The following is a 13,553-nucleotide window of genomic DNA, read 5'->3' on the forward strand; positions in this document are numbered from 1 at the left end:
TCTATGATTCCCGGATCGAACAAGGACCATCCGTCCTTTTTAAAGTCGTTCTCCTACGCCATGGAGGGCTTCGTTACCGCCGTCAAGACCGAGCGTAACATTAAGGTCATGCTCGTGGCGGGTGTGTGCACTGTCATTGCCGGCTGCATCGTGGGGCTCGACATTGCCGAGTGGGCTACGATTATCATTTGCTGCGGCCTGGTGATTCACGGCGAGCTGTGCAACACCGCCATGGAGGCGATTGTCGATTTGGCGACCCAGGAATTCCATCCGCTGGCAAAGCGTGCAAAGGATATCGCCGCCGCCTCCGTATACGTTCTTTCCATCACCGCCGCGATTGTGGGCTTGTTGGTATTTGCCCACGCGCTCGGCTTTATTTAGAAAGGGATTTTCATGTCCGACAATATGCAGCCTATCGATGAAACGCTGGACGACGAGCCCCTGGATGCTGTGGATGCCGAAGCGACTGAGGCTTGCGAGGTCGAGGAGTTCGACCCGTTTGAGGGCATGAGTGACGAGGAGCTCGACGCCCTGTGCGACGAGGACGACAGCCTCGCGGGCTTTGGCGACGTTGAGCCCGGTTTCCGCAGCGGCTTCGTGGCCCTGGTCGGTCGCCCCAACGCCGGTAAGTCCACGCTGCTCAACGCCTGCTATGGCAAAAAGGTCGCCATCACCTCGCCGGTGGCCCAGACGACCCGCCGTCGCATGCGCGCCGTCGTCAATCGCCCCGGCTACCAGCTGGTTTTTGTCGATACCCCGGGTATTCACAAACCCAAGGACGGTCTAGGGTCCGAGCTCAACAAGAGCGCGCTGTTCGAGCTAAACGATGTCGATGTCGTCGCGTTTTTGATTGATGCCACCAAACCGATCGGCAGGGGAGACGCCTGGGTTGCCGAGCGCGTCAGATGCGCCCGTTCCAAGAAGGTCCTGGTACTCACCAAGGCCGATGAGGCCGACCCCGCACAGGTCATGGAGCAGCTTAAGGCCGCCCACGTGCTCATGGAATATGACGATGAGATCGTGACGTCGTCGGTCAAGAACTTCAACGTCGATGCCTTCATCGAGACCGTTGCGCACTTTTTGCCCGAGGGCCCGCGTTGGTTCCCCGAGGACATGGGTACCGACGCTTCCGACGAGACGCTCGTTGCCGAGTTTGTGCGCGAGAAGGTCTTGCGCCGCACCCGTGATGAGATTCCGCACTCCGTTGGCGTAATCTGCGATGCGCTCGAGCAGACCAAGAAGGTGCTGCGCGTGCATGCCACTATTTACGTTGAGCGCGAGGGCCAAAAGGGCATCATCATCGGTAAGGGCGGCGAGATGATCAAGCATATCGGCATCGACGCCCGTCGCGATCTTGAGCGCATCTTTGGCACGCAGGTCTTTTTGGAGCTGGACGTGAAGGTAAAGGCCGGCTGGCGTGACGACGAGGCCCAGATTCGCCGTTTTGGCTACAACGCCGAGGACTAAGGGCGCACGGCGCTCATGGCAGGCTCACGGACATATCGCACAAAGGTACTCGTCCTCGATAAGACCAAGCTCAAGGAGACCGATCTGATCTTGACGATGCTTGATGAGCGGGGTCGGCAGGTCCGTGCCGTGGCAAAGGGCGCGCGCAAACCCGGCGGGCGCCTGGCGGCGCGCTGCGAGCTGTTCTGTACCGTCGATATGCTGCTCGCGCACGGACGGTCGCTCGACGTGGTTTCTCAGGCCGAGCTTATGGAGGCGCCGCTCGGCGCCGCGCCCGATTACGAGACGACCTGCGCCGCAAGCGCGATCGCCGAGGTCGCGCGCGTGTGCTCGTTCGAGGACGCCGAGGACCCGTTTACCTTTGCCATTACGCAGCGAGCACTTGCCCTGGTGGGCAGCAGGCTCGACACGGCACATATGGACCTGCTTGTGGCGGCATATGTCTTTAAGCTGTTGTCGCACGTTGGCTATCGACCCGATTTTTCGGCCTGCGTACTGTGCGGAGACCCTATGCTGTCGTATTTTTCGCCCCAGGCGGGCGGGCTCATGTGCGGGTCGTGCGCGTCGAGCGTTCCGGGTGCCGAGCTGGTGTCGACCGGCGAGGTCGCATGGCTGCGCGCCCTCATGTCAATGACCTTCGATGCGCTCATGGCCGAGAGGGTCGATCCCCATACTGCCGCCTTTTTGCTGGGGCTTTCGCATGTTTGGGCTGCCACGCACACCGATCAGCGTCTTCGCGCGATGGAATTCATGTTGGGTCGGTGATGATGGGCATACGCGGTCCGCTTGTGGTAACATACCGACCTGTTGGTACCTCGACCTTGGATGCTCGCTCCACCGGCGGCTTCCCAGTCCGAGGCGAATAGAGTCGCCCGCGGGCGACGCGAAACGAAAGGTGAAACAATGACTGTTTCCAAAGAGCGCAAGGCGGAGCTGACTGCCCAGTTCGGTAACACCCCGGTCGACACCGGCAACCCCAAGGTTCAGGTCGCCATCCTGACCGAGCGCATCAAGGAGCTGACCGAGCACATGAAGTCCCACCAGAAGGACTTCCACACCCGTCGTGGTCTGCTCATGCTCGTCGGTCGCCGTCGTCGTCTTCTCTCCTACATCAAGAAGAACGACGTCGTCGAGTATCGTGAGCTCATCAAGGCTCTGGGCATCCGCGACAACATCCAGTAAGGATTTGTACATGCTAAGAGCGTCCTGCGCAGCGGGGCGCTCTTTTTGTGTAAGGGCGTGAACAATCACGCTCTGAAGCGTGGCGGGGGCAGGGGGCCCGCGTCACATGAGAAGCCCGCAGGCAAGGGGTCTGCGGGGTAAAGGAGAACAATGACACTCGTATCCAAGACCTTTGAGCTGTACGGCAAGACCTACACCTTTGAGTCGGGCGAGCTCGCCAAGCAGGCCACCGGCGCCTGTCTGGTCAAGCAGGGCGACACCACGATGCTCGACACCGTGGTCGTCTCCAAGGAGCGCAAGAACTACGACTTCTTTCCGCTGACCGTCGACTTCAACGAGAAGATGTACGCTGCCGGCCGTATCCCGGGTGGCTACCTCAAGCGCGAGGGCCGTCCCAGCGAGAAGGCCACGCTCACGGCCCGCATGATCGACCGTCCTATTCGCCCGAGCTTCCCGGACGGCTTCCGCAACGAGGTGCACATCGTCGCCACCTCGCTCGTCGCCGACCAGGTCAACCCCTTCGACGTCATCAACGTCATGGGTGCCTCCCTGGCTATGACGCTCGGCGGCGTGCCCTTCGAGGGCCCGCTTGCGTGCGTGCGCATCGGCCGCAACGTGGAGACCGGCGAGTTTATCGTCAACCCCACCTATGAGGAGCGCGAGAACTCCGATCTGGACCTGGAGCTGGGCGGCTCTGCCGACTTCATCTCGATGGTCGAGGCCGGCGCCGATGAGATCTCCGAGGACGATATGCTCGCCGCCATGAAGTTTGGCCAGGAGGCCCTCGCTGCCTTCTGCCGGGCTCAGGACGAGTTCGTTGCCGAGTGGGAGCAGGTCAACGGCGCTATCGTCAAGAAGGAGTACCCGCTCGACCAGCCCGTCGAGGAGGTCCAGGAGCGCATCTTCGCCCACTACGACGAGATGGCAGCCGCCCTTCGCGACGCCGACAAGCTCTCCCGTATCGGCAAGGTCGAGGCTCTGAAGGAGTCCATCCGTGCCGAGTTCACCGAGGAGGAGCAGGCCGCTTGGGAGCGCGAGATCCCCGTGGCACTCAAGAAGCTCGAGAAGAAGGCCATGCGCACCATGGTCGTCGAGACCGGTGAGCGCGTCGACGGCCGTACCGCCGATGAGATTCGCCCCATTATGGTGAAGGACAACTACCTGCCGCTCGTTCATGGCTCCGGCCTGTTCCAGCGCGGCCAGACCCAGGTGCTCTCCGTCCTGTCGCTCGGCATGCTCAACGAGGGCCAGCGTCTGGATACCATCGAGCCCACCGAGGGCAAGCGCTACATGCACCACTACAACTTCCCGCCGTTCTGCACCGGCGAGACCGGCCGCATGGGTAGCCCCAAGCGCCGCGAGATCGGCCACGGCAACCTGGCCGAGCGCGCCCTGCTTCCGGTGCTCCCCGACGAGAACGAGTTCCCCTACGCCATCCGCGTGGTCTCCGAGGTCATGGAGTCCAACGGCTCCTCTTCGATGGCTTCGACCTGCGGCTCCACGCTCGCCCTTATGGACGGTGGCGTGCCCATTAAGCGCCCGGTCTCCGGTATCGCCATGGGTCTGATCCAGGAGGAGGGCAAGACCGTGGTCCTGTCCGACATCCAGGGTCTCGAGGACTTCCTGGGCGATATGGACTTTAAGGTCACCGGCACCACCGAGGGCATTACCGCTCTGCAGATGGACAACAAGGCCACCGGCCTTACCTTTGACATCCTGGCCCGCGCCCTGCAGCAGGCCAAGGAGGGTCGCGCCTTCATCCTGCAGAAGATGCTCGATGTGATCCCCGAGCCGCGCCACACCACGCGCAGCACCGCTCCGCGCATCGTCTCCATCCAGGTTCCGACCGACAAGATCCGCGACGTTATCGGTTCCGGCGGTAAGGTCATCCGCGGCATCCAAGACGAGACCGGTGCTTTGGTCGACATCCAGGAGGACGGCACTGTCTTTGTCGGCGGCACCGGCGAGTCCGTCGACCAGGCTGTCGAGCGCATCAAGCTCATCATCAAGGTTCCCGAGCCGGGCGAGGAGTACACCGGTCGCGTGGTCTCCATCCAGCCCTTCGGCGCCTTTGTTAACCTGCTGCCCGGTAAGGACGGCCTGCTGCACATCTCCCGCGTTGCCAAGGGTCGCGTGGAGAAGGTCGAGGATGTCCTCAACGTGGGCGACGAGGTTAAGGTCGTCGTCATCGAGGTCGACGATCGCGGCAAGATCTCGCTCGATCGTCTGGATAAGCCCGAGGCCCCGGCTCGTGCCGAGGGTGCCTCCGAGGGCGACGGTGAGCACTTCCAGCGCCGTGAGCGTCCGCGTCGCGAGCGCTCCGAGCGCAGCGACCGTCCGCGCCGTCCCGGCGACAACGGAGGCCGCAAGCCCCGCCGTCACCACGACGCCGAGTAACAGCTACACATAAGCGGCTCAACAAGGGCGACTCTGGACAGGGGTCGCCCTTTTACTATTCCCGGCGGGGTCCGCGGATAAAGTTTCCTGCTCTACAGTCCTGCTCGCACGGAGAGCACATTAAGTGCTCTCCGGCTCGTGCGGAACTCGCGATAAACTTTACCCGCGGCCCCCGCCGGGAATAGCAAAAGCGCTGGTTGGTGCGGGTTTCGATTTTGTCAGATAGTCTATTCAGTTATCTGAATTCAGATCTTTAGATAATCGCATGCGCGGCATTACCCCAGATAAAACCGACCAAAATAAACCTGTCCCTTTTTGGCAGGTCTGGGGCCATCGGGGGCCGGGGCGGGTTAAGTTTGTCGCGAGTTCCGCACGCAAAGGAAAGCACTTAATGTGCTTTCCGTCTTGCGCAGGACTGTAGAGCAGCAAACTTAACCCGCCCCGGCCCCCGATGGCCCCAGACCGGCGGGATAGACCGGTTTGGATGGGGCTTTGATGCATGGGTGGTCTGTTGGTGGGCAAATGGGTATCATGATGCGGTTACTGCATCGACTCCGTGATGCATGTTTGTACGTTCCCGGCGGTCGGTTTGCCAGAAGCGCCCCGTCGGTTGTTCCAGACCCGTTTCGAAGAAAGGAAACCGCACGAACCTATGGCAGCTAAAAAATCATCTCCTTTGAAGATCATTCCGCTCGGAGGCCTTGACGGCATCGGCAAGAATATGACGGTCTTCGAGTGCGGCGACGACATGGTGCTCGTCGACGCCGGCCTTATGTTCCCCGACGACTCCCAGCCCGGTATCGATTTGGTGCTTCCCGACTACACCTATGTTCTGGAGAACGAGGAGAAGCTCCGCGGCATCATCGTCACCCACGGCCACGAGGACCATACCGGTTCGCTTCCGTACCTGCTGCAGGACCTCAACAACAAGGTGCCCATCTTCTCGAGCAAGCTGACGCTTGGTTTCATCGAGGGCAAGCTTTCCGAGTTCCGCATCCGCGCGCCCAAGTTCCGCGAGGTCAAGGGCGGTAGCCATGTCAATCTTGGTGGCATTTCGCTCGACTTCTTCTCTATGACGCACTCAATTCCGGGCGCTTTGGGTGTATTCATTCGCACCAACCAGGGCACCGTTATGCACACGGGCGACTTTAAGCTCGACCAGACGCCCATCGATGGCGTCACGCCCGATTATGCCGCCATCAGTCGCTTTGCCAAGCAGGGCATCGACCTGTTGCTTTCCGACTCCACCAACGCCACGGTTCCGGGCTTTACCAAGTCCGAGGCCGAGGTCGGTCCCAACCTGCTGCACGCCATCAAGAATGCCCCGGGCCGTGTTTTCGTCGCGTCGTTCTCGAGCCATATCCATCGCCTGCAGCAGATCTGCGACGCCGCCCGCAAGTGCGGCCGCAAGGTCGTCGTGACCGGACGTTCCATGCTCACCAACACCCGCGTGGCGCGCGAGCTGGGCTACCTCAACATCGACGATGCCGATATCATCGATGCCTTCGATATCGATAACCTGCCTGACGACAAGATTGTCGTCATGTGCACCGGCTCTCAGGGCGAGCCGCTGTCGGCGCTGTCCCGCATGGCCAACGGCGAGCACAAGACGCTCTCCATCCACGAGGGCGATACCGTCATCCTCTCGGCGACCCCTGTTCCCGGCAACGAGAAGGCCGTCCAGCAGGTCGTCAACAGCCTGGCCAAGCTTGGCTGCGACGTGTGGGATAAGAATCGCGCCCTCGTCCATGTCTCGGGTCACGGCAGCCAGGAAGAGCTCAAGCTTCTGATGGCCATGGCCAAGCCCACCTACTTTATGCCGGTTCACGGCGAGGCCGTGCACCTGCGTGCCCATGCCCAGCTTGCCCGTAAGATGGGTATTAAGGATGATCATATCTTTATCCTCGATAACGGTGACACGCTCGAGATGCGCGGTGGTATTGTCAAGCGCGGCACGCCCGTCGAGTCCGGCGTCGTCTACGTCGACGGCCTGCGCATCGGTGATACCGACCCCATCGTCCTGCGCGATCGTCAGAAGCTCGCCAATGACGGTATGGTCACAGCCGTCGCCATCGTCTCGCTCAAGCATAAGAAGATCGAGGCTATTGAGTTCTCGGGCCGTGGTGTTTCATTTGCCATCGACGATCAGTTCTCCGAGGATGCCTCCGCATCCATCATGAAGACGATCGAGAAGGGCAAGTTTAGCTTTACGAGCAGCGGCTCCGATGCCATTCGCAAGGCCGTGCGCGATTCGCTCTCCAACTTCATTTGGAGCCGTACGCGCACCCGTCCGATGATCATCCCGGTCGTCATGGAGGTTTAGTTTGGCGCGCGGATCTGCACAAAACGCCAAAGGCAATAAAGCCAACAACCAACCGGCATCTACTAAGGGTGCCGGTTCCCATCTTCGTGCCAATAAGGGCCACGAGGCCGAGTTCGACGATTTCGAGCCCCTGGTCGAGCCTTCGGCCAACCGCGATATCGCCGGCGTGGTCATTGCCGTTTTGGCGATTGCGTCTTTCATTGCCGTGATTTCTCCGGCAACGGCACCCGTGACGGCAGCGGTTGCCGGTTTCTACCATCTTGGCTTTGGCCTGGGCGCCTACGTGCTGCCGATCGTCATTTTGCTGTTTGCCTCCACGCTCTTTTTGGGTGAGGACTCGCCGCTCAACATTCGCTCGGTCGCGGGTGGCGCCGTTGTCTTTATCGCCGTCGTCTCCATTCTTTCGTTGATGGTGCCGGGCACGAGCGATTCGTGCGACCTCATGTTTGTGCCGCAAAACCTGTCCGCCTCGGGTGGCTACATCGGTGCGTTTATTGCGAGTGCGCTGCAGAATGCCCTGGGTAAACCTATCGCGATGGTGGTCCTGTTGGGTTTGGCCGTCGTTGGCTTTGTCATCATCGGCTTTTCGGTGGGTGGCGTTTTGCGCTCTGCGCGCGATCGCGCTGCCGATTTTGCCGAGCGCCGTCGTGCCGATGTCAATGCGAGCCCGTGGGGCGACGAAGAGGCCCTGTCGGTTCCCGGCGTCGCCCGTCCGCACCTGAGCATTCTTCGTCAGAAGGGCTCCGATATGGCCGTGACCACGGTGATGGGCAATGATGTGGACCCTGTTCTGGACGATGACGACGGGGACGATGATCCGTTTATCGACGTGTCCGAGGCTGTGGAGGCCGAGCGCGCCAAGACCACGCTGCTGCCGCGTCGCCATGCCAAGCATGGCAAGTCCGCGCCCAAGCTCAACACGAGTGAGCCCGACCCGTCTTGGTCCGATAGCGAAATCGAACTCACCGCGGGCGATGACGAGGATGACGAGTGTCCGCTCGAGACCGCCAAGACAACTTTGCTGCCGCGTCGGCAAGACAGGCGAGGACAGGTCACCGGACAGCTTTCGATGGAAGACGACCCGGACAAGGTCGACGAGTCCGAGCCGCCGTTTGCCGTGAACCCCGTGTCTGCTGCCCCGCAGATCCCCGATTTCCTGAAGCACCCCAAGGTTGCCGACGCCTCCACCCCAACGGCTTCCGCTGCTCCTGTTGCAGCCGGCGATGGGGGAGCTGACGGCACTGCTGCAGATGTCGAGGGCGAGCAAGAGGATGGCCTCAAACTCCCGCCGCTCGAAATCCTGCACGCCAACCCGCAGTCGGCGTCCGCCGCGTCTTCTGACAAGGAGTTGGAGCAGACGGCCGAGTCGCTGCAGTCCACTTTGCTGGAGTTTGGCCGTAGCGCTCGCGTCGTCGGCTGGATTGCCGGTCCCACGGTGACGACCTTTAAGCTGCAGCCCGGCGAGGGCGAGCGCGTGAGCAAGATTTCGAGCCTCGAGGACGATATCGCGCTTTCGCTTGCCGCCCAGTCGGTGCGTATCTTTGCGCCGATTCCCGGCACCTCGCTTGTGGGTATCGAGATTCCCAATCGCAAGCGCCAGAACGTTAACCTGGGCGACGTGCTTCCCTATGTGAAGGGCGGTCCGCTCGAGCTGGCCATCGGCCGCGATGCCGAGGGTACGCCGGTTGTCGCCGACCTCGCCAAGATGCCCCACCTGCTTATTGCCGGTACCACCGGTTCCGGTAAGTCGGTCATGATCAACTCCATCATCACGACCCTGCTCATGCGCGCGCTTCCCGAGGACGTTCGCTTGATCATGGTCGATCCCAAGCGCGTTGAGCTTGCCGGCTATAACGGCCTGCCCCATCTCTATGTGCCCGTGGTGACCGAACCCAAGCAGGCTGCGAGTGCCTTGCAATGGGCTGTGTCCGAGATGGAGCGTCGCCTGAAGGTCTTCGAGCGCCTCAACGTTCGCAAGATCTCGACGTATAACGAAAAGCAGGCCGCCGGCGAGTTCGAACACTACGATAACCCGCCGCAAAAGATGCCCTATCTGGTCATTATCATCGACGAGCTATCGGACCTGATGATGGTTGCCGGCAAGGATGTCGAGGCCTCGATCGTTCGTATCGCCCAGCTGGGCCGTGCCGCCGGTATTCACCTTATCGTGGCTACGCAGCGCCCCAGCTCCAACGTGGTGACGGGCCTCATTAAGGCCAACATCACCAATCGTATCGCCTTTAACGTGGCCACGGGCATCGATTCCCGCGTCATTATCGACCAGATGGGCGCCGAAAAGCTCACCGGTTTGGGCGACATGCTGTTCTCCAAGGTCGACTGGGGCAAGCCCCGCCGTATCCAGGGCTGTTTTGTCTCGGATGACGAGATCAACGAGATCGTCGAGTTCGTTAAGTCGCAAAGCGAGCCCGACTACCACGAGGAGATTCTGTCTGCCGTGGCGCCTGCTTCCATGTCCATGGCTGGTGGCGGCGGTATTGTCCGCACGGGCGTTGCCGAGCCGCAGGATGACGACCCGCTTATCTGGGAGGCCGCCCATATTGTGGTGGAATCGCAGCTTGGCTCCACATCTGGCCTGCAACGCCGCCTCAAGGTTGGCTATGCGCGCGCCGGGCGTATTATGGACATGCTGGAAGAAAAGGGCGTCGTCGGCCCGCCCGACGGTTCCAAGCCGCGCGAGGTCCTGCTGGATGACGAAGGGCTTGCCGCGCTGGAGTCTGTCGACGCCGAGATGGTACGTGAAGATCGTGAGTTTGGAGGATTCTGATGGCTGCACGCTTTGGTGACATGCTGCTCGAGCAGCGTCGCCGGATGGGCCTTTCCATCCAGCAGGTCGCCAACACCATCAAAATCAGGCCGCAGATCATCGAGTTTTTCGAGACTGGTAACTTTGCATCGATGCCCCCGCGTGGCTATGCGCAGGGCATGATTTCGAGCTACGCTCGCTTTTTGGGGCTTAACCCGCGCGAGGTCGTCAACGCTTATTTTGACGACCTCATGGCATATGAACGCGATACCTCGCAGCAGGGAGGTCGTTTTCAGGATGCTGCCGGCTACGTTAACTCGCGTTCTTCGGTCGATAACGGTCGTTTTTTGATGGTTCAGGGTGGTCGTACGACACGGTACGGCCAGCGCCCTCCGCAGGCGGGCTATATCACCGAGACGGGCTCCAGCGAGGAAATTCGTTCTCAGCGAGATCGTTTTCGCAGTACGCCCCTGCCAGATGACCGTGCGCTTCCCGCCGCTCGCGGGTTGAGTCGCGATCCTCGCGCCGGTTACGGCGACGGTGGATACTCCGGTCGTAGCTATCGCGGAGTACCCGCCGGGCGTTCCCGCGATGGCTATTCCGACGCCGATACCACGCAGGTGACGCCGCGCCTCCGTTCGCAATCCCAGCCCTATGGGCAGCGCTCTTCGGTGCCTCGCTCTGGCCAGCGCGGCTATCAGGGCCGTGGCGAGCTTGCGCCGCGTCCGGGCCGGCGGGGTTCGCAGCGCCAGAGTAGCTATCGTGGTCGTCCCGATAGCGGTCGCGGCCGCATACCGCAGGGTAATGGTCGTGGTAGCTCCAATCGCGGACGCGGCGTTGGGCGCGCCTCTCAATACAACACGATCGATCCGCGCATTATTTACGTCGGCATCGGTGCCGTGGTGCTACTGTTGATTTTGCTCATCGTGGTACTCCTGCGTGGTTGCGGCTCTGCTGCACCCGAGTCGACGCCCGAGACACCCGTGGCTACCAAGACGACGACTAAGAAATCTTCCAAGAAGACCGAATCCACTGACGAGGATGAAGACGCCGACGAGGCGACGGATGCGGCCGGTTCCGATGCTGCCAAGGCGACGGTGGAAAAGGAAGAGGACGAGGTCACCAAGGTCAAGGTCTCTGTTGCCAAGGGCAAGACCGCCTGGATCGAGGTCAAGGTCGACGGTAAATCGGTCTATGGCGCTCAAGCGACCGGTCCTTTTGAGCAGGAGTACACGCCCGAGTCCTCGATTGAGATCACCACGTCCAAGCCCTCCGATGTCACGGTCACCAAGAATGGTGAAAAGGTTCGCTATGACACCAAGACATCGGGTGTGGCGCGCGTGACCATTACCGTTCCCAAGAAGGAGACCGCTGACTCCGCGAACGGCGATAATGCCGGCGGTACCGATAATGCCGACGGCACCGATGCCCAGTCTACCGTCGGCACCGACACGGCATCCGACGACCAGACAGTGAACAATACAGATGACTATTCGTACGACAGCTACTAAGGCTCCCCGTACCGAAAGGAAGAACCATGGCTAAAGATTCCAGCTTTGACGTTGTGTCCGAGGTTAACATGCAGGAGGTCGATAACGCCTTCCAGCAGACCGCCCGCGAGATCTCCCAGCGCTATGACCTTAAAGACTCCGGCGCCACCATCGAGCTTTCGAAGGGCGACAAGCTCTTTACGATTAACGCTCCGGCCGATTTTGTCTCCAAGCAGATCATCGATGTTTTGAGCTCCAAGCTCATCAAGCGCGGTATCGACCTCAAGGCTGTCTCTTGGGACACCCCGCAGGCGGCTTCGGGCGGTACCGTGCGCGTGCTCGGTCATATCGTCGAGGGCATCGACCAGGTGACCGCAAAGAAGATCAATAAAGACATCAAGGATCAAAAGCTTAAGGTCAAGGTGACCATCGAGGCCGATAAGCTGCGCGTTTCCTCGGCTTCTAAGGACGCTTTACAGACGGTGATTCAGTTCCTGCGCGACCAGGACTACGGCCAGCCGCTGCAGTTTACCAACTACCGCTAATTTACTCGAAAGGACCGCTCTCCAACATGGATACTCCGTTGGGTTCCGTACTCTATATCACGCTTGGCTGCGCCAAGAACGAGGTCGATACCGACCGCATGCGTTCGCTGCTGGCCGCTGCGGGCTACGAGGAGGCATTCGATCCTCAGGATGCCGATATCGCCATTGTCAATACGTGCTCGTTTCTTACCTCGGCGACGTCTGAGAGCATCGAGACCACGCTCGAGCTCGCTAACGAGGTGCAGGACGGCGTTCGCTCCTGCCCCATTGTCATGTGCGGTTGCGTGCCGTCTCGTTACGGCGACGACCTGCCCGACGAGCTGCCCGAGGTCGCGGCATTTGTGAAGGCCGATGAGGAAGACGGTATCGTCTCTGTCATCGATGGCGTTCTTGGTGTGGAGCGTGAAATCGCTGCCTATATCCCGCAGGTCAAGCGTACCGTCGAGGGCGCTGTCGCCTACGTCAAGATCTCCGATGGCTGCAATCGTTTTTGCAGCTTCTGCATGATTCCCTACATTCGCGGTCGCTATCATTCGCGCAATGCCGAAAGCATTATCTCCGAGGTGCGCGACCTGGTTGCCGGCGGTGTGCGCGAGATCGTGCTGATCGGCCAGGACACGGGCATTTGGGGCACCGACTTTGCCGATGAGGACGCCGCTGAGGCCTCACCGCGCAATCTGGCGCAGCTGCTGCGCGCCGTCGCCGAGGCTGTGCGCCCGCACAACGTCTGGGTTCGTGTGCTCTATCTGCAGCCCGAGGGCATGACCGACGAGCTTATCGAGACGATCCGCGATACGCCCGAGGTGTTGCCCTATATCGATATCCCCGTGCAGCACTGCGACGCGCGCATCCTCAAGGCCATGCGTCGCTCCGGTTCGCGTCAGGAGCTCGAGGAACTGTTCCGCGATCTTCGTGATCGTATCCCCGGCATCGTGATTCGTTCCACGGCCATGGTCGGCTTTCCGACCGAGACCGACGACGAGTTCCGTGATCTTATCGACTTTATGGACACCGTCGGCTTTGACTATACGAGCGTCTTTGCCTACTCGCGGGAGGAGGGCAGCCTGGCCGCCAATATGGAGGGCCAGGTCGATGAGGAGGTCAAGCTCGAGCGCGCCCAGGAGGCCATGGATCTGGCCGAGTCGCTGGGTTTTGCCGCCACGGCAGCCCATGTGGGCGAGCGCGCCCAGGTAATCGTCGACGGTATCGAGGAGACCGAGGACGGCGCCGAGCTGATCGGTCATGCCTGGTTCCAGGCGCCCGATTCCGATGGCGCGGTGCATCTGGACGCCAGCGAGGCGTCCGTGGGCGATATTTTGACCGTCGAGTTTACCGATAGCTTCTGCTATGAGCTTATCGGCCATGTTGTGGAGTAGGAGAGCGTC

Annotated in this window: 10 protein-coding genes; all 10 read left to right on the forward strand. The window is 60.9% G+C overall.

The window, feature by feature from the left end; translation table 11 throughout:
- The first annotated feature begins 3 nt into the window (after positions 1-3).
- The 10 genes from ACTQWD_RS02180 (at position 4) to rimO (ending at position 13,544) form a co-directional block, all read left to right on the forward strand.
- Entirely contained in the window at positions 4-381 is a 378-nt protein-coding gene (locus ACTQWD_RS02180; RefSeq protein ID WP_427726826.1) for a diacylglycerol kinase family protein, read from the forward strand.
- Positions 382-393: 12 nt separating this feature from the next.
- On the forward strand, positions 394-1,467 hold the full coding sequence (era, locus tag ACTQWD_RS02185) for a GTPase Era (protein ID WP_441041558.1): 1,074 nt from the start codon (positions 394-396) through the stop codon (positions 1,465-1,467).
- Between the two features lie 15 nt (positions 1,468-1,482).
- Positions 1,483-2,232, forward strand: a complete 750-nt coding sequence (recO, locus tag ACTQWD_RS02190) for a DNA repair protein RecO (protein WP_154516310.1) — start codon at positions 1,483-1,485, stop codon at positions 2,230-2,232.
- 138 nt (positions 2,233-2,370) lie between these two features.
- Positions 2,371-2,649 carry a 30S ribosomal protein S15 gene (rpsO, locus tag ACTQWD_RS02195; RefSeq protein ID WP_154516313.1) on the forward strand — a complete coding sequence of 93 codons (279 nt, stop codon included), beginning with the start codon at positions 2,371-2,373 and terminating at the stop codon, positions 2,647-2,649.
- 150 nt (positions 2,650-2,799) lie between these two features.
- Positions 2,800-5,046, forward strand: coding sequence for a polyribonucleotide nucleotidyltransferase (locus tag ACTQWD_RS02200; RefSeq protein ID WP_441041555.1), 2,247 nt, complete (start codon positions 2,800-2,802; stop codon positions 5,044-5,046).
- Positions 5,047-5,698: 652 nt separating this feature from the next.
- Positions 5,699-7,369 carry a ribonuclease J gene (locus ACTQWD_RS02205; RefSeq protein ID WP_117654800.1) on the forward strand — a complete coding sequence of 557 codons (1,671 nt, stop codon included), beginning with the start codon at positions 5,699-5,701 and terminating at the stop codon, positions 7,367-7,369.
- 1 nt (position 7,370) lies between these two features.
- Positions 7,371-10,154 (forward strand): DNA translocase FtsK 4TM domain-containing protein, encoded by a 2,784-nt coding sequence (locus ACTQWD_RS02210; protein WP_441041353.1) that lies wholly within the window; start codon positions 7,371-7,373, stop codon positions 10,152-10,154.
- Positions 10,154-11,644: a RodZ domain-containing protein gene (locus tag ACTQWD_RS02215; protein ID WP_441041351.1), complete on the forward strand. Its 1,491-nt coding sequence runs from the start codon at positions 10,154-10,156 to the stop codon at positions 11,642-11,644. The genes ACTQWD_RS02210 and ACTQWD_RS02215 overlap by 1 nt, the downstream gene beginning before the upstream one ends.
- Before the next feature lie 26 nt (positions 11,645-11,670).
- Positions 11,671-12,168: a YajQ family cyclic di-GMP-binding protein gene (locus tag ACTQWD_RS02220; RefSeq protein ID WP_441041349.1), complete on the forward strand. Its 498-nt coding sequence runs from the start codon at positions 11,671-11,673 to the stop codon at positions 12,166-12,168.
- A gap of 26 nt (positions 12,169-12,194) precedes the next feature.
- Positions 12,195-13,544, forward strand: coding sequence for a 30S ribosomal protein S12 methylthiotransferase RimO (gene rimO / locus ACTQWD_RS02225; RefSeq protein ID WP_427748025.1), 1,350 nt, complete (start codon positions 12,195-12,197; stop codon positions 13,542-13,544).
- Positions 13,545-13,553: the final 9 nt, after the last annotated feature.

Source organism: Collinsella sp. LCP19S3_B6 (assembly GCF_052121815.1).
Classification (GTDB): domain Bacteria; phylum Actinomycetota; class Coriobacteriia; order Coriobacteriales; family Coriobacteriaceae; genus Collinsella.